A 19,559-nucleotide genomic window follows, 5' to 3' on the forward strand; every position below is an offset into this window, starting at 1 on the left:
TGATTATGCTAAAATACGAACCATTTTGATTATAGGCGTATTTGCATGCAAGACAATCACAGCCAATTTGAACAGCGTAAACAGGATCATATCAAATTGGCCTTGTTGCCTGCTAATCAAGCCCGTGAACTTAATTTGCTTGACCAGATCCAGCTAACTCATGAAGCGTTGCCCGATTTCGATTTTAGCGACATTGATATCAGTGCTGCGCGCTTTGGTAAACCAGTAACTACCCCTTTTTTAATCAGCTCAATGACTGCCGGCCATACCGACGGCGCTGCAATTAACCGGAATCTGCTTGAAGCGTGCGCTCGCAGCGGATGGGCAATGGGGGTTGGTTCACAGCGGCGTGAATTATTTGATCGCGAAGCGGCATTTGAATGGCAGCCGCTCCGCCGTGATTTCCCTGACGTTTCGTTATTTGGCAATCTGGGAATTGCCCAGTTAATTCAGGCGCCCTTGAGCCAAATCAAACAATTAATCGACTCATTGCAAGCCGATGCCCTGATTATCCATTGCAATCCGCTGCAAGAAGTTATTCAACCGGAAGGTACTCCACAATTTAAAGGCTGCTGGCGGGCGTTAGCAGAACTGGTTGAAAATATCCCGGTACCGGTCATTGTTAAAGAAACCGGTTGCGGTTTTTCCAAAGTAACGTTACAGCGTTTAAACGATCTTGGCGTCGCGGCTGTTGATGTAAGCGGAGCAGGGGGAACTCATTGGGGCAGAATTGAAGGCGGCCGTGCCAGCCATGATCAAGTTCGCCAGCAAGCCGCGGTTACCTTTAAAAATTGGGGAATAAGTACGTTGCAAAGCTTGCAGAATGCAGCGGCGATTAGTCCGGATTTTGAGGTATGGGGTTCAGGCGGTGTGCGTCATGGATTAGATGCCGCAAGATTATTCGCGTTAGGAGCAACGACAGTCGGTTTTGCCAAACCGGTTCTTGAAGCGGCTCTGATAAGCGCACAAGAAGTGTATGATTTTATGATATCTGTTGAATATGAATTGCGGGTTGCTATGTTTTGTACCGGTAGCCGGATTTTAAGTGATTTAAAGGAGAAGGCATGCCAATAAGCAACCAGGCCAGTCAATTATTTCAAGGTTTTTCCCGGCTAGACAGGGCAGAGCGGTTTCAACGCCTGCTGCAATTGGGCGCACTGACTGTTGAGGATATTGAGTTCCTGCGCGATGGCGGTGTCAAAGATACCGTGCTTGCTGACAAGTTAATTGAAAATGTTATTGGATATTTTCAATTGCCCTTAGGTGTAGCGACCAATTTTTGTATCGATGGCCGTGATTATGTGATCCCGCTGGCTGTGGAAGAGACTTCGATTATTGCTGCACTATCCAAAACCGCCAAATGGATAAGGCAGCAGGGAGAAATTACTACCTGGGTTGAAGGCGAGTGCATTATAGGCCAGATCCAGCTGGCTAAAGTGAAGGATTTTGAGCGATTTGAGCGTATTTTTAATGAAAACAGGCAGTTTTTTATTGAAAAAGCGAATGAAGATGTTGCCATGAATATGGTGCGTCGTGGCGGCGGTGTAGTGGATTTACACTTAAGGCGGCTGGCGCGCGGTGATGGATTTGATATGGCGGTTGTTCATCTCACTATGAACAGCTGTGATGCCATGGGGGCTAATATCATTAATCAGGTGCTGGAATACCTGAAAACACCGCTCGAAAACCTGACTGGCGAACAAGTGACGATGTGTATTCTTTCCAATCTGAACGATCAAAAGCTTACTACCGCGCAGGTCGTAATTGATGACGTTGACAGCGAGCTTGGCGAGCGTTTGCAAGAAGCGTCATTGTTCGCTGAGATGGATCCTTACCGCGCCGCTACGCACAATAAAGGGGTAATGAATGGCATTGATCCGGTACTGATAGCAACCGGCAATGACTGGCGTGCAGTGGAGGCGGGTATCCATGCTTACGCTTCCCGTAATGGCCAGTATGAAGCAATTACGCGCTGGCGCTATAATGACGGCCGATTAACCGGCCAACTCACCGCACCAATCATTGTTGGTACTGTTGGCGGCGTTACATCTTTGCATCCCACCGCAAAATTATGTTTGCGGATGATGGGTATAGAATCAGCCAATCATTTATCAAGCATTATTGCGGCCGTTGGTCTGGTGCAGAACCTTGGCGCCATCAGAGCGTTATGCACCGATGGAATTATCAAAGGCCATATGAAGCTGCATATTGATAATTTGTTATTAGTCGCTGGCGCTGCTGAACATGAAATGCCAATCCTGAAAGAACGCTTGCAACGCTGGTTAACTGATAATAAACGGGTAAGCTTAAATAATGCCCGGGAACTGTTGGCGGAAATCAGACAACAACCGGTGGCCTGATGAACTGGCATATTCCAGCCAAAACCTTTCTGGTCGGGGAATACGCCGCTATTGCTGGCGGCGCAGCAATTATTCTTACGACAAGCCCCTGTTTTCAGTTAACTCTTACTGATTATGCTGAACAGACAATCCACCCCGAATCGCCAGCAGGCCTCTGGTTGTCGCAAAGCAACATAACGCAGGCAATAGACTGGCATGATCCTTATCAGGGAATCGGCGGCCTGGGCGCTTCCAGTGCACAATTCATCGGTGTTTATCTGGCTGATTGCGAAAACCAGGGTATCGAGCCTGATTGCGACAGTTTATTGACGGCTTATTATCAGAACGCCTGGCAAGGCAGGGGGTTAAAGCCCAGCGGCTATGATGTGCTGGCGCAGACGCAACATGGCTGTGTTTATATCAACCGCCAAAAAAATTTAATGCAAAATTTTGACTGGCCATTTGCCGATCTCGGCTTTTTACTACTCCACAGCGGCCATAAACTGGCCACACATCACCACTTACAGGCGATAAATCCAGATTACCCGGTTGAAAGGCTATCAGCAATCAGCGAACAGGCAAAACTCGCCTTTGAGACAGCAAACAGCAACCTTTTAGTTCAGGCTGTTAATGATTATCAGCATGAATTAGCCCGGTCAGGGTTAACGGCACACCATACGCTGGAAATTGTTAAACAAATGAAAGGCGCTGACAATGTGTCAGCCATAAAAGGCTGCGGCGCAATGGGTGCAGATGTTCTGCTATTACTGGTTCCGCAGACAGCGCTGTTAAACAAGATAAATGCATTGCAAAATGACGGTTGGAAAGTACTGGCCAGTAGCCATAATTTACACACTCAGCCACCATTAATTAAAAAATATCGAAAAAAGTACTTGAATTTTTCTACCGATAAGTTATGATTGCACCCTCTTTGGGCCGTTAGCTCAGTCGGTAGAGCAGAAGGCTTTTAACCTTTGTGTCATAGGTTCGATTCCTATACGGCCCACCATTTTAAGGTGGCAACAGCCAAAGATAGTTTGTACAGTGTTTCATATGGGTCGTTAGCTCAGTCGGTAGAGCAGAAGGCTTTTAACCTTTGTGTCATAGGTTCGATTCCTATACGACCCACCATCACCTTACCCCATGCGCTCGTAGCTCAGCTGGATAGAGTACTTGGCTTCGAACCAAGGTGTCGGGGGTTCGAGTCCCTCCGAGCGCGCCATTTTAAGGGTCTTCCCCAAATCCGGGGGCACTTCACTCATCCACAAAGCACTCTAAATGCTCATCGATACCTAACACCCTAGGGCATAAAGGTGAGGTAATTCGCTTCTCCTGCCGTTCATAACCATAATGATACCAGCGTTCTATCGTTGATTTGCCTGTATGGAAATGAGGGCTTAAATCCTTTTGGCTAACCCCCTCTGTGTGATGATGAAACACCTCTTTTCGCAAGCTTTCTGTAGCTCGCTGGTATTTACCTATCCCTGGAAAACGCTGATTAAAATAGCGCTTACATCCATAGCATTGAAATTTATGCGCCTTGATCAGTATATAGCTATAACGCAATCCTATAGACTCATGGCGTATCTTACGCTCAAAACTATCCTTCTTCCTTAACCGCTTTTCATTACAGTAAATACAGCGTACTACTCGGTTATAATTTACTCGTATATAAACAGGATTGTTTCCTGTCACCTTGGTTATTGTGTAACCAGGCAAATTTAGGATAATATCTTTTCCCGGCACTTTAATCCTCTTTTGATTGGGGAATCAAAGAGTTAGATTACTATAATCTGATTAAAGCGCCCCTACATTTGGGGTAGAGCCAAATAGCCCAATTATTTTATTCATATTTTTCATTTTTTTATGTTAGATGATCATTTCACACTAAAACTGCCGAACATTTATAATATCTTTTTACAAGCTCTTTAACCATTGAGTAGTAAAAGAATCAAAACTAATGTGTCATCACTGAGATATGAATATGCAGTTTTTGGCGGTTTTTAGCTTTATCATTTAAAGAAATTGAAGGAATGTCCACAGAACTTAGAATAAGTCTCGCTTGCTGCTCAGAAAAAAGCTAAAGCAAATACAGATGATTGGATCCTTTAAAAATCTGAAAATCATATTGAATAAAAAAACGCATTAAAAGATAAAGGCTGACCCGGGTCAAAATTTATCTAATCCATTGATAAATATAAGATAAAATAAAATTTTTGATTTTTTTGATTACTACAATGAGTGATTTATGACAGAGAAAGAAAAAATGGCTTGGGTGTATTTGATTGGTAATCCACCGCAAAATTAATGATGTCAAAAGTAGAATTGTTCGTAACCGATACCGAAGGAGATTCTTCATGAAAAAAATCAAAATTTAGCAACAGTCAAATATTATTGAATTTACAGATACAATCCGGACCTGTTCATTGATTCAATATCCATTAGGAATATTTTTCATTCTGCTAAGTAAAGCGATACAATTAAATTTCTAGTTAAAATAGCAACTAATTCTAAAGAGGCTTATGTGTCAGAAATTGTTATCTATACCGCTAAAGATGGGCATGTTGAACTTGATGTTAGTCTTGCAAACGAAACGGTTTGGCTAACTATAGCCCAGATGGTGCATTTGTTTGGGCGCGATAAATCAGTTATTTCTCGTCATTTAAAAAATATATTTCAAATTAATGAATTGGATAAAGAAGCAGTTGTTGCAAAATTTGCAACAACTGCCTCAGATGGTAAAACTTATCAAGTTGATTACTATAACCTTGATGCTATTATGGTTTGGTCGCCCTGGCGCTGCTGGTTGCTGAAAGTAATCCGAATCAAAAAGATATTCTTATTCGTTTGATTGTTAATCTGCTAATTGACTAAATAAATGATGTAGCAAATTTGTAACAAACAGTAGTATAACTACTGTTGTTACAGGCTGTTTGAAGCAGTAAAAGGCATCTTAATAATTCGTTAATTAATTGATTTTATTGATTTTCCAAATTGATCAAATTGGCTTCGAACCTAGGTGTCAGGGGGGGTATATACCCGGTTTTTTAGCCTTAACGACTAGAGTTTATTGGGGAGCGTTATCAAATAAAAATTCGTTTTGTTTTTTTGTAAACCGATTATGCCATGTGTTCTGTCTAAAGTACCATCTAAAGAAAAATCATTATCTACAATCAAGGCAATTTGATTCGGCCCTACTACAGTAATGCCTTCAACTTTGGAGTCTTTAATCCCTAGTGCTGCAAGATTCAATATTTCTTGCTTACGTACCGGTTGAATGCCCTTCGCTTTAATTTCCTTAGGGGTTAAACTTTCCAGGCTCCCCCCTGCCCCGATAATATTGTTATCTAAAGCCTCCAGATTGGTGGCTTGGGTTAAATCAATCAGGAAAATTTTCTTATCAATATGCTCATCTGTTTTAATGTTTTGCTCAATAACCAAAAAACGTCCATTACCAAGAGAAACCATATCACCTAGACGATCAGCCTCTTTGTCTACAAGCAAATAAAGAAATTGGCCTGTTGTTTGTTTACTGTGACTATCAAACTCAATAAGACGAATGTTTTTTGATTTTTTTCCATTCCGCTCATCTTTGCTTTTCGGATTATCTAAGGGACTTTGGACTAAGGCATAGACCTTCTCTCCTTGTAAAGCAAGCCCTTCAAAACCGCGGTTTAACTGACGTTGTTCGAGTACTTGAGGTAATCCTTTCCCAGGAGAAAATAATTCTATTAGCTGGCCTTGAGGTGAGAAATGAGCAATTGATGGCCCATATTCATCCCCCATCCAGTAACTTTGATCACCAGCTACATCAATACTTTCTAAATCCATGCCTAACGGGTCAAATGGGATATTTTTTCCAGAAATATCAACAGGTTGCTCATTATGCGTAGCTGAACGAGGTAGCCCCGTTATGAGTTTATCAACAAAATTTTTAAGAGGAATTTGCTTGCGCAGCTGGAGAGTCTTATTAATGGGATCGACCACTAAAATTACTAAACGTGGGTTAAAATCAGGAATCGGAAATGGACGCTTTACTTTTCCTTGGTCTATGTAAAATTCTGGATTAGGTCCTCTATCAGTATGTGTTAGAAACAACAACTTTCCATCGGCTGTTTTTCCTAGAAATCGCAAACCGGAAAATCCTCCCAATTCAATTTGTTGCCCGGCAGCAGTCGTCCCTATCATAGGCACAGTGGTTAACTCAAAGCGCTCAACTTTCGCAGAGAAGTCCTCATTAGCATGTCCTTGTATAAAGTAGAGCATTAAAACAAAAAGTGTTACGAAAGGTTTCCGCTGTTTCATCAAGGGCCCTCATGTTGTAGTTTTGAGTTACAGGTTAAAGCGCTGAAATTACTGTGATAGAGCATAGCAGTTCTAGGCGGCTTTTAGCAGTTTTTTGTACTTTTATGCTTCCCAACTAATTGATTTATAATGTTTTATACTGTAAGTATAAGGCTTCGAACCAGGTGTCGCGGGTTCGATTTCCTCCGAGTTCACCATTTAAAATCAATGATTTAGCTACAGATCTGCAAACATAGAAAATAAATTATCTTTTAAGGTTTTACTTTTATTAATTAATGCATTTAACCGCCTTCGCTCAGGCAAAAGACCAGCAAAAAAAGGAGGTAAGTTATCGCCGTTTTTATTAGTGTAGCCAGGGTAACGGTCCTGCGTTACCTCAGGCTGCGCTTGATGAGAATTTAGCGGTATGGTTTTTCTTCATTGGCTTTCTGCGAAGATCTGCACCTCTTTAGCCTGCCATAAAATTTTGTTAGAATAGGAAAGCATTAACCTTTCCTTTGTTAACGGCATTAGACTAGTTAAAAATAAAATAAAGGATTATTCTCAATTAGACAATCAATGATAAATATCAACGAACTTATCGCTCAGTTACCTCAAACCGATAATAGAACAGAGCCCTATGTTATAAATGCACGTAAACTGTTTAAACGTTCTTTTATTACGTGGACAGATAAAGAGGACTTGATTTTAAGTTATCTCTGCCAGCAAAAAACGTCCATTTCACAAATTTCTCAAATTTTAGAACGTACTGAAAAAGCAATCGATTCACGTATAAAATCAAAGAATCTGACAGATTTTCCAGAATGCCCTCTGGAAGCCAAAAATGAAATAGTTGCGGATTCAATTGATTTTAACAACAGAGATAGTGCACTTAATTTGCTTCATTATTGGCGAAGTTCTTTAGCTGATGAAAGTAAGTTAGGCCTGTCGCCTAAAACAATGCGAAAGGGAGCGAGTTTTTCATTAAATCACTTTGCTTCGGGTAATTTGCCAGCTCCTGATATCCAACGATTCTTTTTAGAAGCAGAAGAGCTGATACGGAAAAAAAATCGTTTCTCTGATCATAATAAAACTGAGATAAATATAAAAAAATTACCAGTTATCATTGCCCCCTACACTGCAGTTAAAAAATATGAAAATACCAGAGAAATAGGTGCAAACACTATTAAGGAGTGCTTTCCGTTGTGGCTAACGGCTGTATTAACCAAAGATGGAATACTTTTACCAGATGAGGAAAATACTTACCCATGGTTAGAAAGAAGATGTCTTTCGCCTAACGAAATGAATGAGAAAAATCTTGGATTCCCTATCATTGGTGATATTAGGGATGTTGATAATTATTATATAACCAACAATGAGATCATTAACTCTGAAAAAAAGGATTGGAACATTTTTTTTAATTTTGCCCATAACCTTTTGCAATTAATCATTAAGAAAGAGCCCAATATATTTGAAAAACAGAATTTTTTACTACTAGAAAAAGGATATATCCTCCCTCTTGTCACAACTCAAGATGCCGTGAAGCCGATTCTTAATACATACGATCAATACTTGTTTACTAAAAATAGAGAGCTTCCTTCTTTATTAAAATCTTTTTTATCATTTAGTGGAGATGAGACAGAAAGCAAAATTAGTAATATAGATTTTACAGATCTTTTATTAACTAATCAGAAACATCTAGGGCAAATGGAAAAAAAGTACCCCTTATCCAAAAGCCAGCGCTTAAGTATGAATTATCACTTGTACCAACATGATAACGAAATTTTTACTATTCATGGACCACCTGGTACAGGTAAAACAACTTTGCTTCTCTCAGTTATTGCATCGCAATGGGTAGAAGCTGCTATTGAGAAAAAAATGCCGCCCTTGATTGTAGCTTCATCAACTAATAATCTTGCGGTGACTAATATTCTAGATAGCTTTAATAAAGCCAAAGAAGAATCGATTTTAGAAAATCGATGGCTTCCTGACATCAATAGTTTCGGAACTTATTTATGTTCATCCTTAAAAAAGGAGGATGCCGAAAAAAAGAGTTACCTTTATGCTTTATTAAAAGAAGACGCTGGCTCACTTGCTCGCTTTTATGACGAAGATTATAGAGTGTCGGCAACTTTGTTTTTTTTAGATCAATTTAATGCTTGTTTTAATAAAGAAGAAAAAGACTTGCAGAGTTGCATAAGATATATACATCAGCAACTGATAGCCAAGAAAATCCTCCTGACAGAGACAATTAACTTAGTTGTGAGTTATAAATCAATTCAAAACGAATTATTGCAATATGCTGATAACCTTCAGTCACTGTATATTTTAATAAAATCGCATGAAGATGAGAGAGCGAATCTTGAACTCCTAAAGCATAATATAAAAGAATTACGAGCACGTTGGTTTTTATATCAATCGACAAAACTTAAATGGTTAAAAATATTCCGTTCATTTACTTTTATAAAGACGTTGCTTAGTGAAAAAACGAAATTATTCACAGCTCAAGAGCATCTCTTTTTTGATGAACTAATTGATATTCCTGAAAAAGTAGATGTGTATTTTGAAAAAAAAATAAACACAAACAAACTTGCACGTGAACAAAACCAAGAAAAATTATCTCAACTTAATGCTATAAGAGAAATTACAGAAGATTTTAATGAAAAAAAGTTTAATTTAGAAAAGCAATTAGGTTTTGAAATATTATTAGACAAAATATATGACTATACGGATTTACAACATATCAATTGTCAGTTGGATAAAACATTACGATACGAGCTATTTGTTCTAACCTCTCACTATTGGGAGGCTAATTGGTTATTGGAAAGTTCTAGTGTACGCTCACTCGAAAAAACTCTTGTGGGCAGGCAAAAGTATTGGCAAATCCAATCGATGTTAACACCTTGTTTTGTTACTACTTTTTATACAGGGCCAGCATTTTTTAGTTATCTGGCTCCATCAAAAGAATTTGAAACCCTAAACAACTTTATAGATTTATTAATAATTGATGAAGCTGGGCAGGCATTACCCGCTTTATCAGCTGCGATGATTTCTATCGCTAAAAAAGCTCTTTTGGTTGGCGATGCTATGCAAATTGAGCCCGTTTTTAAAATTCCTGAAAATATAGATATTGCAAATGCCAAAAAATTTCTGTTATGTAAAAATAATTCCGAATACGATAAATTAAAAAATTTAGGCATTCTTTGCTCAGGTAATCCGTATACGGGGCAGTCCTATGGAAATTTAATAATAGTTGGCCAACGTAAGACAAAATATCATTTACAAGATCAAAAATTGCCTGGAATGCTTTTGTTGGAGCATCGACGTTGCCCTAAAGATATTATTAACTATTGTAATGAGCTATGTTATGACAACCAACTTATTCCTTTAGCCATAGAAAAGGAAAGTGTATTTCCAAGGATGGGGTATGCGCATTTTAAAGGATTTGAAGAGAAATCAGGCGGTAGCCGGTGTAATAAAACAGAAGCTAAAATAATTGCTGATTGGGTAGCTAAAAATAAAAATAAAATTTTAAATGATTGCCAACAAGAGGAGCTCGATGATTGTTTGGCAATCATCACACCTTTTGCAGCACAAAGGAATGAAATACAGGCAGCACTTCTCCAACATGGAATATGCTTGGATAAAGTCGGGACTGTTCATTCCCTGCAAGGAGCTGAAAAGGACATTATTATTTTTTCTCCTGTGTATTCAGCAGATAATAATCAAGTCAATTTTTTCTTTGATAAGACTCCTAATATGTTGAATGTTGCTGTATCTCGCGCTAAACGTTCTTTTCTGGTTTTTGGTGATATGGATATATTTAATCCATCTGGAAACAGTCCATCATCACTGTTAGCAAAATATTTATTTGCCAGCGAACATAATGAAATTATAGATATCTCTATACCTCCATTGGCTGAGGCAAAGCTCGAAGAAATTGAAGTGATTATCTCTTTAAGACAACACCGACAGCAATTAATCAGTTGTTTTACTAATGCACAGTATGTGTTAAATATTATTTCACCCTATTTAACTAAAAGCGCAATTAAATATGATGATATTGAACAGCATATTGCTGATAACTCTTCCAGAATAACGATTAACATTTATACGGATCCATTTTTAAATAAAAATAATAAATATTTTGAAGAAATTTTAATCTCATTAACTGCTGCTGGTGCAAATGTCTTTTTGGTTGAGCGAGTCCACTCCAAAATTATTACCATTGACGATAAAGCGATAATTGTGGGTTCATTTAATTGGTTATCCGCATCCAGAGATAATCCTGATTATATACGTGAAGAAACCTCTTTAATTCATCGAGGCGAGCGAACATTCTCTTTAATTGAAAAAGCGCTTAAGCCAATAAAAGAGAAAGTTAAACGGGAAATCAGAAAGACAAGGAAAGAAATAATTGATTAATGCTTGTACCCGGCTATGTTTGATTTGGAATAAAGTATGATGTTTAGGATAGTGAGTTATACGGAGCAAAAAACCTCGGGATGAATTTTCTTATGCAGATTTATGCATGATTGCAGCAGCTTATTTTATCTTCAGGGGTTAAAGAGCAAATGGTTCTCATTTGAATATATTATTTGTTGGGTCGGAACGACCCAACCTTACGATTTAAACCCGGCCCACGTCATAAGGCAGCGAAAAAAAAGGGCTGCTAACGCTAATACACACACGCTACTGGTCCAGATTATTATTAACCAACCCCAACGTTTCCAAAGCGGCGTTTTCATTAATGATAACCCTCATTAGAATTGATCTTGCCGCGAAATACGTAATAAGCCCAAGAGGTATATACAAGAATAAAAGGAATAATAAACAGGGCGCCGACCAGGGCAAATCCCATACTTTGCTCGGGCGCTGCAACATCACGCATCGAAATATGAGGAATAATATCCGGCCACAGGCTGATACCCAAACCTAAATATCCAGTGAAAATAATGATTAATGTTAAAATAAAAGGTGCAGTATGTGTTTCCTGGCCTAATTTTTTATACATAAACCAGGCAGCGGCAAATGCTATGAAAGGAAATGGCGCGAGCAAAAACAGGTTAGGCAGAGAAAACCAGCGATTGGCAATGTATTCATGGCTTAGCGGCGTCCAGATACTAACTATTACTATAACCATCAGCAAAAGCAGTAAAGCCGGTTTGGCAATCGTTAACATCTTTTTTTGCAATTGATTTTCGGTTTTCATAATTAACCAGGTGCAGCCTAAAAGAGCATAAGCTACTACCAAACCAAAGCCGGTAAACACACTGAAAGGAGTAAGCCAGTCAAGACTGCCGCCGATAAAAACGATTTCGCTTCCCTGAAATTCGAGCTTAAACCCATTAATAAAAGCCCCTAAACTTACACCCTGAAAAAACGTGGCAACAAAGGAACCCCAGATAAACGCTTTATCCCAAAAAGGCTTATGATTCTCTGTTGCTTTGAAACGAAACTCAAAAGCGACTCCTCGCCAGATAAGCCCGCAAAGCATTAAAATAAGGGGTAAATAAAGCGCAGTGAGAATAGTGGCGTATGCTTTGGGAAACGCCGCCAATATGCCTACACCGCATAATACCAGCCAGGTTTCATTCCCGTCCCAGACGGGAGCTACAGTATTGACCATCAAATCCCGTTCTTCTTTATCGGAAATAAAAGGGAAGAGAATGCCAATGCCAAGATCAAAACCATCCATAACAATGTACATCATCAAACCAAAACCAATAATCAGAAACCAAATGAGAGGTAAATCAATTCCCATTGTTATTACTCCTTCTCTTTGTTTGTTTCAATAACCGGATCGACTTCATCAGGCGCGGCAGATAAAGGCCGCGCAGGTCTATGGAGATTGTTTAAATCAGGCGCTTCAATTTCACCGGTAATTTTCGGGCCTCTGGCGATTAATTTTAATAAATAACTAATGCCTACACCAAATACAGCCATGTAAACTACTATGAAAATCATAAGCGATAATGATAACGTCAGGCTTGAATGATTTGATACGCCGTCTTTTGTGCGCATCAGACCATAAACAAGCCAGGGTTGACGTCCTATTTCCGTAGTATACCACCCGGCAAGAATAGCAATAAGACCGGAAGGCCCCATAAGAAGGGCAAATTTTAAGAACCATTTTGATTGGTATAACTTCTTCTTAATGCGTAAAAAAAGACTGCTCAAGCCTAAGCCAAACATTAACAGGCCAAGTCCTACCATTAATCTGAACGACCAAAAAACAATGGTTGCGTTAGGCCGGTCTTCAGGCGGAAACTCTTTCAGCGCTGGAATCTGTCCATCTAAATGGTGAGTCAGAATAAGTGAACCTAGATAAGGTATGCCAAACTCCCAATAATTTTTTTCTGCTGACATACTGGGGAGCGCAAATAAAAGCAAAGGCGCCGGTTCATTTGGCTTATTTTCCCAATGGGCTTCAATTGCTGCAATTTTTGCAGGCTGATATTTGAGTGTATTCAAGCCATGTTGATCACCTAGAATTACCTGCACTGGCGTCGCTATCGTAATCATCCATAATGCCATGGAAAACATGAGTTTTACGGCAGGGCTGTTGTTCCTTTTTAACAAGTGCCAGGCTGCAGAGGCTGCAACAAATAAAGCCGTTGCCAAATAGGCCGCCATAACCATATGCGCTAGCCGATAAGGGAACGAAGGGTTGAAAATAACTTCCAGCCAGGAGACAGGTACAACCTGATTATTTACAATGGAAAAACCTTGCGGTGTTTGCATCCAGCTGTTAGAAGCAAGGATCCAGGTTGCAGAGATTAATGTACCAAGAGCTACCATAATCGTAGAAAACCAATGTAATCCCGGTCCAACTCTATGCCAGCCAAAAAGCATTACTCCCAGAAAACCTGCTTCAAGAAAGAATGCGGTTAACACTTCATACATTAATAAGGGGCCGGTAATGGTGCCGGCGAAAGAAGAAAAATTAGCCCAGTTGGTACCAAATTGATAAGCCATGACTAATCCGGATACCACACCCATAGCAAAATTAACGGCAAATATTTTCACCCAGAAATGATAGAGATCACGATAGATAACGTCTTTCTTATAAATCCACAGACCTTCAAGAAGCGCTAAATAACTAGCCAGGCCAATTGTGATTGCTGGAAATATAATATGAAATGATATGGTAAATCCAAACTGAATTCTGGCTAATTCAAGGGCAGTGAAACCGAGCATGTATGACTCCTACTTAAATGGTATTCCTTTCTTCATTTATTACTACTCTCTTGAAATTACCAGTAAATCGTTAACAAAGCCAGCGCATCACAGCAAAATATGGAAATCACATTATACATTTACCCTGGTTTATGGTCTGGCAGACTGCCGCATTCTTCAAGATTTTTTAAAACCATCTGAGCTAATTCATGACAATTATCTTCTGCAGACCACATGCGATATGCAGAATTGGAAGGCTGCTTTTTGGGTTGACTGGCTTCTTGCTCTTTTGCCTGTTCGCAACGTACTTTGGAGGCTTTTTGTAAAAACAGTGTTTGTCGTATGCATTGCTCAAAAGTGAGTTTGTGCATTTTTATTCCTTAAAAATTAAAGACGTATAAAATATATTAATGTCGAGTGAATTGCTATATCCCAAATAGTTATGGTTTCTGCAGGATAGGCTATTATATGTAATGGATTCATACTATTTGAAAACTCAGGGAGACAGGAATGACTAATTCAAGAGTAGATTTCTACAAAACGTCGCCAGATGCGATTAAGGCAATGATGGGGCTTGAAGGATATGTGAATCGATGTAGTCTGGATAAAAAACTTCTTGAGCTGATAAAGCTTCGAGTTTCACAAATTAATGGCTGCGTATTCTGTGTTGATATGCATTGTGCGGATGCATTGAAAGCCGGCGAGTCGCAAAGACGGTTAAATGCAGTTGCTGTATGGCAGGAAGCGCCGTTTTTTACTGAGCCTGAACGAGCAGCTTTGGCTTGGGCTGAAGCAGTGACATTACTATCAGAAACGCATGTACCGGATGATGTATACGAGGAAGTGCTTAAGCATTTTAGTGAAAAAGAAGCGGTAGATCTGACAATGGCGGTTATTGCAATTAATGGATGGAATCGTCTGGCAGTAAGTTTCCGTAAAATACCGTTAAATAATCAATAGACAACACTATCTTGCCATGGAAGATATTATTGTCCTTTCAAAGCGTTTTTATAGCTTATTTTCCAGTGCAGTTTTGTTATTTGTGCCCTTTAGAGCAGCAAGTTTGTAAGATACCGTGAATTTCACAAACTAATTGAATTTTTAATTGACAAATTTAACTCGGAAGGATTTAGAATATTGTATATGCGTTTTTTTTATCTATGGATTTTTATGCCTAAAATACGAATATCCAATCTACCTTCCGGCATTTCTGAAAAACAATTGAAAAAAAGTCTTTCTCTGCTCAACAGGACCCGCTTTTTTAAATCGGCAGAGCAAATAACTTTATCGTATCTTGGAGGTATTACCAATCATGGATTAAAAGATAATACGAGAAATCTATTTATTCGTGTTCCCGGCAGGGATTCAGGGCATTTAATTGATAGAAGAGCAGAAGCAGATACAATCACCAAGTTGGTGAGCCACAGTTTATATCCTGGCGGCGGTGAAGTGTATTCTGAAGGTGAAATGAGTGGTTATAAAGTGGAGCCTTTCATAGAGGGCGAAACATTGCAATTTGATACATTCCATATGCATCAGCAGCAGGTATTGCCTGTTTTAAAGCAATTACATGATTCAAATATAGAGTTTAATAATGAGTTTAATATTTTTACTCGCTTAAATCTTATGTCTGACACTTTACAAGTTAACGGTATTCAGGCTGTTCCCTGTTTTGCTGATGGTCATTTATCCTCAATAGCGCTTGATAAGATTAAAGTTCATATTGAAGAGCTGCACCGGAAAATGAGTCAATTATTTTGCAAACAGATCGCATTAAGCCCTTGCCATAATGACATCACTCCAACCAATTTCATCAAATTAGCATCGCCTGTTGCCGGTCGTAATTATCAAATAATTGATTGGGAGTACGCCGGGATGAATGACCGAATGTATGACCTGGCAATATTAGCAGCCATGTCAGAATTAACTTTTGAGCAGCAAACAGCTTTTGCTTTAAGTTATTTTAATAGCCAGGATGAAGAGCTGTATGCTGAGGAAATTAAACGTCTTCAATTTTATACTCCATTAGTCAAATTGTATTATGGCCTTTGGTCAGCACTGCAAATTGCAATGTGTAATGAGTCGACTTCAATTAACGAGTTAAGGGAAGGTTGGGGGCCGCAATCCATCTCGGTATTTTTAGAGCAATATCATTCTGATGAATATCAGGCAATTATTAATGGCGAGTATGTAAACTGCTTGATGAGTAGAAGGCCTTGATGCACGCGGCGTAATGCGGGTTAATAGTTACTCGTCCGAGCGTGGCGGTTTCCGTAACGATTTTATTTCACCTTTCCTGGCTTTTCCCTCTAATATCTTTTGTTTGGTTCGTCTTGAGCGCCGCTGCTTTTGCCGTTTCATTTTTTCAATTTTTTGTTGTTCTTTGGTTTTTTCATCGGTAATGAAAGAATGAAGCTTTTCGCATAATCTTGCTCGTGCAAAATAGCGGTTATCTTCCTGGCGTCTGGATTCCTGACATTTGATTTCTGTACCTGACGGGAGATGTTTCAAATAAACTGTCGATGCGGTTTTATGTAACTTTTGCCCGCCTTTACCGCTGCCGATAATAAATTTTTCAATAAGATCAGTTTCATGAATACCAAGACGGTTCATCCAATCGTTTAATTTATCCCATTTTTCTTTATTAATCATAGCTGTTGGAACTTAAAAAACCTTGATTACGCTGCGCTGCATTAAGGCTACGCTCTTAATGACAGCGCTTGATAAATATCGTTTATTTGTTACTGCTTCGTATTGCCAAAGCCAGGAAAATATAGGTCCAGCCATCAACCAGTAATTCAATGGCAATAAACAGGCCAATAACCCATAAACCACTCAATGGCCAATGTGCCAAAATCATTATTCCCAGGGCAATAGCCACCAGACCGGCTAAAAATAGCCAGAACCAGCCTGTAGTATGTCTCAATTGCATAGCCATAAGCAATCGGCTTACTCCGATGATTATAAGCACCGTTGCAAGCATGGCTGTGATTAAACTGGAGGCCAGAAAGGGATCATAAATGACTAAAGCGCCGCCGATAATGTAGAGTACGGCAATCAATGCATGCCAGGTTACGCCATTCCAGTGTTTGCTATAAAACGCATCCACAATTTGTGAACCACCGGCAATAAGTAATAATGCGCCTAAAAAAATCATACTCACAAAAGTCAGCCCGACAACCATTCCCAAGCCAAGTGAGCCTAAAACGATAAAAAGAATTCCAAGCGCCAGGAGCCATTTCCAACCGCGTTTAATATCGGTCGCTATTTGTTTATTAATTGTGACTGGTTTGTTCATGTTAAAGTCCTTTTATTAGCATGGTATATTAATATTAGTTAAATAAAACCAAGCTGTCATCAGATAAATAAATAGAGAGTAGCCTTGATGCAGCGTAGCGTAATCAAGGTTTTTATTTCACGTTCAGGCACAAAAGCCTTTAAAGGAAAGGGATTACTGGAGAGAGCAGTACTTTCTTACTCTGAGCCAACTGGAGCAATGGATTCCCTAATTCGCGGGAATGACTGTCCTTAACTTAATGACAGTGTGAACCTGCACCCGGCTATATGTTATCGTAGCCCGGTGTTAATTTCAGCTTATGCTATGCTTAAATTATCAGCCATTCGCTTAATAAAAATCTATGAAAAACAAGCGATTTTTAATTATTTTAATGCTAATCACCCATTCTGTTTTCGCGCAACTTTACCCGCACGAGCGGATTATGCACGCGGCCGGGGCAGAATCGCTGGTCTATTTTCAATCGGCCGATAAAACCAAACCAATGATTATTTTTATTCCGGGCGATGGTCATTTGGCCCGGATTTTCTATGGCTATCCGCAGGGAAATCCGGCTGATTTTCTGAATTACTGGATACATAAAAAAGGTTATCCATTCCTGGCATTGTCTTATCCCTCTGATAATCAGGTGTTTAACCGGATTTACCCGGCTTTTACTATTTCCCAGTGGGGCGAGCAAATCGCCGCGATTGCGAAAAAAATTATTGATGAAAACAAACTGACTAATAAAATTATTATTGCCGGTTGGAGTATGGGCGGAGCTGTTGAACAGACTGTGAGTCAGGCTGCGCAAAAGCAAGGGTTAGAAATCGAATTGTTTATTGGCCTCTCCGCCGTACCGCCGTTGCCGTATGTGATGCAATCTGGCGCTTTTGATGTCAATACAAAGCGGATTAATAATCTAGCTGATCGCAGTAAACTCTTCCCATTATGTTTTGAAATGTTGACCGAGCAGAGCAAAGATAACGGTCATGCTATTGTGTCTTATGACATTTACCGCAGCCAGTTCACTGGTAACATTCCAGCTGCGTTAGCTGCAGAAGGGTATTGGTTTAAGCAGGGCCAGATTCGTAAAAATATTCCATTGGTGATAGAGGACAGCGGGATTTTTGATTTTGCGACAACACCATGGATTGCTTTGATTGTTGACGATTCGCCAACAACCGCCAAAATCAGTCTGATTGATCCGTATGCCTGGAGTTTTCTGCGTGCTGAAATGATAAATAAAAATTATTTGCAGAAAATCGAACCGTCAAAATTAGCGCCAGCCCAATGGCAACAGTTAAGAACTCTGGTTAACAACCTGCCGGATTATCTGAAAATCACTGTACACGGGAATCACTTTTTCTTCGTAGGCGAAAAAGGGGCGAAAGCAACAGCAGACGCCATTGAAACCCTGTCAGGCAGAGTCCGGGCGGTTAAACAGCAATTGGAGAAATTGTAATGGTTCCAGGTTCGTGTGCTTCTTTAGGTATAAAAGGTTTTAATTTGAACATAAAGATGTTATTATGATCTGGTTGTAATAGATTATGGTATATTAAATGAAAATTGAAAAAATTGAAGTGCCGCGCAAGTGGTTATTTGAAAAGACTTTTATGCAAGCTTATAAAAACCCTGATTTTGCTAATGGACAGGATAAGCGTGTTACCGTAGGTGAGCTTGACATGTTTGCCTTCAATGAAAATTCAAATGAAATGACACCTGTCTTTTTTACCCGTTATAACGATGGCGACAGCAAAACCCACTTTGTTTCATTAGCGCCTGCGATTGAAATGCTCTATATTAGCAGAGAGCAGGACAATACCTTTTATTTCCCTAATGAAGATGAGCTTGCCGCCGCAGATGATGTAATTACTGTTTGGAAATATAGTAACGAAAATGTGAACGAGGACCGGGCCGTATTGTTTGAAACTGAAGAGCAAGCGGTTGAGTTTGATAAAATTTATACTAAAAAACTTAATGATTCCAAGCCAGATGCCGCTCCTGTGGTTGATTCTCAAGAAACGTCTGAACAGGATTCTTTGGATATGTATTTTGAATCAGAACATTATTCAAAACCCATCTCTATTTATATTAGTCAGCAGACCAGGAAAATTTTTAGAAAAGAACGTTCAAATTTCAACCACCCTCAAAAAAAGTTTATAACGTGCGATACGATAGCTTCTGTCCAATCTATCATGAATTTTAGATCGCCGGATCGCACTGACTGGTTGAAAGTAACTTTTCCCAGTGGAATATCTAAAGAGGATATTGATAACTACTTTCCCAAAACATGTCAAACATATGCGATATATATGAATCGGGCTCAGGATGGCTATAAATACCCTCAAAAACCAGATTTTTTCAGCTCATTATTTGGTTGTGCATCCCGCCAGGAAAGAGATGAGCCTGAACAAATAACAGCGGCTAAAATGCAGTCTGGCCAGAGCTCATCTATCTAATAACACTGTAGGTTGGGATGC

The 19,559-nt window shown here is 39.4% G+C and carries 17 protein-coding genes, 3 tRNA genes and 1 pseudogene; 12 read left to right on the plus strand and 9 right to left on the minus strand.

The window, feature by feature from the left end; translation table 11 throughout:
- Positions 1-45: 45 nt before the first annotated feature.
- The 6 genes from fni (at position 46) to ACFORL_RS02930 (ending at position 3,561) form a co-directional block, all read left to right on the plus strand.
- Complete coding sequence (gene fni / locus ACFORL_RS02905; protein ID WP_382340946.1) at positions 46-1,074, plus strand: type 2 isopentenyl-diphosphate Delta-isomerase; 1,029 nt, start codon at positions 46-48, stop codon at positions 1,072-1,074.
- Positions 1,065-2,360: a hydroxymethylglutaryl-CoA reductase, degradative gene (locus ACFORL_RS02910; RefSeq protein WP_382340948.1), complete on the plus strand. Its 1,296-nt coding sequence runs from the start codon at positions 1,065-1,067 to the stop codon at positions 2,358-2,360. The genes fni and ACFORL_RS02910 overlap by 10 nt, the downstream gene beginning before the upstream one ends.
- A complete protein-coding gene (locus ACFORL_RS02915) occupies positions 2,360-3,259 on the plus strand; it encodes a hypothetical protein (protein ID WP_382340950.1) in 900 nt (299 codons plus the stop codon). Before ACFORL_RS02910 ends, ACFORL_RS02915 begins: the two co-directional genes overlap by 1 nt.
- A gap of 13 nt (positions 3,260-3,272) precedes the next feature.
- Positions 3,273-3,348 (plus strand) — tRNA-Lys (locus ACFORL_RS02920).
- Positions 3,349-3,394: 46 nt separating this feature from the next.
- A tRNA-Lys gene (locus ACFORL_RS02925) sits at positions 3,395-3,470 on the plus strand.
- Between the two features lie 14 nt (positions 3,471-3,484).
- A tRNA-Arg gene (locus tag ACFORL_RS02930) sits at positions 3,485-3,561 on the plus strand.
- 56 nt (positions 3,562-3,617) lie between these two features.
- Here ACFORL_RS02930 and ACFORL_RS02935 read toward each other — a convergent pair.
- Positions 3,618-4,085 (minus strand): annotated as a pseudogene (locus ACFORL_RS02935) (helix-turn-helix domain-containing protein); the annotation flags it as partial.
- Positions 4,086-4,863: 778 nt separating this feature from the next.
- Between ACFORL_RS02935 and ACFORL_RS02940 the strand changes: the two are divergent.
- Positions 4,864-5,190, plus strand: coding sequence for a hypothetical protein (locus tag ACFORL_RS02940; protein ID WP_382340951.1), 327 nt, complete (start codon positions 4,864-4,866; stop codon positions 5,188-5,190).
- 209 nt (positions 5,191-5,399) lie between these two features.
- On the opposite strand, the gene ACFORL_RS02945 is transcribed toward ACFORL_RS02940, so the two are convergent.
- Together ACFORL_RS02945 and ACFORL_RS02950 are read right to left on the minus strand one after the other, a co-directional pair.
- Positions 5,400-6,644 carry an esterase-like activity of phytase family protein gene (locus ACFORL_RS02945; RefSeq protein ID WP_382340953.1) on the minus strand — a complete coding sequence of 415 codons (1,245 nt, stop codon included), beginning with the start codon at positions 6,642-6,644 and terminating at the stop codon, positions 5,400-5,402.
- Positions 6,645-6,860: 216 nt separating this feature from the next.
- Entirely contained in the window at positions 6,861-7,052 is a 192-nt protein-coding gene (locus tag ACFORL_RS02950; RefSeq protein WP_382341116.1) for a HipA N-terminal domain-containing protein, read from the minus strand.
- 150 nt (positions 7,053-7,202) lie between these two features.
- Here ACFORL_RS02950 and ACFORL_RS02955 point away from each other — a divergent pair, with 150 nt between their 5' ends.
- The gene (locus ACFORL_RS02955) at positions 7,203-11,048 is read left to right on the plus strand and encodes an AAA domain-containing protein (protein WP_382340955.1); all 3,846 of its coding nucleotides are present in this window, start codon (positions 7,203-7,205) and stop codon (positions 11,046-11,048) included.
- A 197-nt stretch (positions 11,049-11,245) separates the two neighbouring features.
- Here ACFORL_RS02955 and ACFORL_RS02960 read toward each other — a convergent pair whose 3' ends face one another.
- From ACFORL_RS02960 to ACFORL_RS02975, 4 genes are all read right to left on the minus strand, one after another.
- Positions 11,246-11,371: a DUF2474 domain-containing protein gene (locus tag ACFORL_RS02960; protein WP_382340957.1), complete on the minus strand. Its 126-nt coding sequence runs from the start codon at positions 11,369-11,371 to the stop codon at positions 11,246-11,248.
- A complete protein-coding gene (gene cydB / locus ACFORL_RS02965) occupies positions 11,371-12,387 on the minus strand; it encodes a cytochrome d ubiquinol oxidase subunit II (protein WP_382340959.1) in 1,017 nt (338 codons plus the stop codon). Before cydB ends, ACFORL_RS02960 begins: the two co-directional genes overlap by 1 nt.
- Positions 12,388-12,392: 5 nt before the next feature.
- A complete protein-coding gene (locus ACFORL_RS02970; protein ID WP_382340961.1) occupies positions 12,393-13,823 on the minus strand; it encodes a cytochrome ubiquinol oxidase subunit I in 1,431 nt (476 codons plus the stop codon).
- Positions 13,824-13,942: 119 nt separating this feature from the next.
- Positions 13,943-14,173 carry a hypothetical protein gene (locus ACFORL_RS02975; protein WP_382340963.1) on the minus strand — a complete coding sequence of 77 codons (231 nt, stop codon included), beginning with the start codon at positions 14,171-14,173 and terminating at the stop codon, positions 13,943-13,945.
- A 139-nt stretch (positions 14,174-14,312) separates the two neighbouring features.
- Between ACFORL_RS02975 and ACFORL_RS02980 the strand changes: the two genes are divergently transcribed.
- Positions 14,313-14,762 (plus strand): carboxymuconolactone decarboxylase family protein, encoded by a 450-nt coding sequence (locus ACFORL_RS02980; RefSeq protein WP_382340964.1) that lies wholly within the window; start codon positions 14,313-14,315, stop codon positions 14,760-14,762.
- A gap of 210 nt (positions 14,763-14,972) precedes the next feature.
- Positions 14,973-16,022, plus strand: coding sequence for a phosphotransferase (locus ACFORL_RS02985; RefSeq protein ID WP_382340966.1), 1,050 nt, complete (start codon positions 14,973-14,975; stop codon positions 16,020-16,022).
- A 27-nt stretch (positions 16,023-16,049) separates the two neighbouring features.
- On the opposite strand, the gene ACFORL_RS02990 is transcribed toward ACFORL_RS02985, so the two are convergent.
- Both ACFORL_RS02990 and ACFORL_RS02995 read right to left on the minus strand, forming a co-directional pair.
- The gene (locus ACFORL_RS02990; RefSeq protein ID WP_382340968.1) at positions 16,050-16,454 is read right to left on the minus strand and encodes a peptide chain release factor family protein; all 405 of its coding nucleotides are present in this window, start codon (positions 16,452-16,454) and stop codon (positions 16,050-16,052) included.
- Between the two features lie 82 nt (positions 16,455-16,536).
- Positions 16,537-17,100, minus strand: a complete 564-nt coding sequence (locus ACFORL_RS02995) for an HdeD family acid-resistance protein (protein WP_382340970.1) — start codon at positions 17,098-17,100, stop codon at positions 16,537-16,539.
- Positions 17,101-17,440: 340 nt separating this feature from the next.
- On the opposite strand from ACFORL_RS02995, the gene ACFORL_RS03000 reads away from it, so the two are divergent.
- Both ACFORL_RS03000 and ACFORL_RS03005 read left to right on the plus strand, forming a co-directional pair.
- Positions 17,441-18,541, plus strand: coding sequence for a hypothetical protein (locus ACFORL_RS03000; protein WP_382340972.1), 1,101 nt, complete (start codon positions 17,441-17,443; stop codon positions 18,539-18,541).
- A gap of 97 nt (positions 18,542-18,638) precedes the next feature.
- Positions 18,639-19,538: a hypothetical protein gene (locus ACFORL_RS03005; RefSeq protein WP_382340974.1), complete on the plus strand. Its 900-nt coding sequence runs from the start codon at positions 18,639-18,641 to the stop codon at positions 19,536-19,538.
- Positions 19,539-19,559: the final 21 nt, after the last annotated feature.

Source organism: Legionella dresdenensis, from assembly GCF_042649825.1.
Lineage (GTDB): Bacteria > Pseudomonadota > Gammaproteobacteria > Legionellales > Legionellaceae > Legionella_C > Legionella_C dresdenensis.

Coding starts and splice junctions, on each gene's coding strand:
- ACFORL_RS02985 (WP_382340966.1), top strand. CDS start 14,973: ATGCCTAAAATACGAATATCCAATCTACCTTCCGGCATTTCTGAAAAA.
- ACFORL_RS03005 (WP_382340974.1), top strand. CDS start 18,639: ATGAAAATTGAAAAAATTGAAGTGCCGCGCAAGTGGTTATTTGAAAAG.
- ACFORL_RS02915 (WP_382340950.1), top strand. CDS start 2,360: ATGAACTGGCATATTCCAGCCAAAACCTTTCTGGTCGGGGAATACGCC.
- fni (WP_382340946.1), top strand. CDS start 46: ATGCAAGACAATCACAGCCAATTTGAACAGCGTAAACAGGATCATATC.
- ACFORL_RS02995 (WP_382340970.1), bottom strand. CDS start 17,100: ATGAACAAACCAGTCACAATTAATAAACAAATAGCGACCGATATTAAA.
- ACFORL_RS02955 (WP_382340955.1), top strand. CDS start 7,203: ATGATAAATATCAACGAACTTATCGCTCAGTTACCTCAAACCGATAAT.
- ACFORL_RS02910 (WP_382340948.1), top strand. CDS start 1,065: ATGCCAATAAGCAACCAGGCCAGTCAATTATTTCAAGGTTTTTCCCGG.
- ACFORL_RS02980 (WP_382340964.1), top strand. CDS start 14,313: ATGACTAATTCAAGAGTAGATTTCTACAAAACGTCGCCAGATGCGATT.
- ACFORL_RS02945 (WP_382340953.1), bottom strand. CDS start 6,644: ATGAAACAGCGGAAACCTTTCGTAACACTTTTTGTTTTAATGCTCTAC.
- ACFORL_RS02990 (WP_382340968.1), bottom strand. CDS start 16,454: ATGATTAATAAAGAAAAATGGGATAAATTAAACGATTGGATGAACCGT.
- cydB (WP_382340959.1), bottom strand. CDS start 12,387: ATGGGAATTGATTTACCTCTCATTTGGTTTCTGATTATTGGTTTTGGT.
- ACFORL_RS02975 (WP_382340963.1), bottom strand. CDS start 14,173: ATGCACAAACTCACTTTTGAGCAATGCATACGACAAACACTGTTTTTA.
- ACFORL_RS02970 (WP_382340961.1), bottom strand. CDS start 13,823: ATGCTCGGTTTCACTGCCCTTGAATTAGCCAGAATTCAGTTTGGATTT.
- ACFORL_RS02960 (WP_382340957.1), bottom strand. CDS start 11,371: ATGAAAACGCCGCTTTGGAAACGTTGGGGTTGGTTAATAATAATCTGG.
- ACFORL_RS03000 (WP_382340972.1), top strand. CDS start 17,441: ATGAAAAACAAGCGATTTTTAATTATTTTAATGCTAATCACCCATTCT.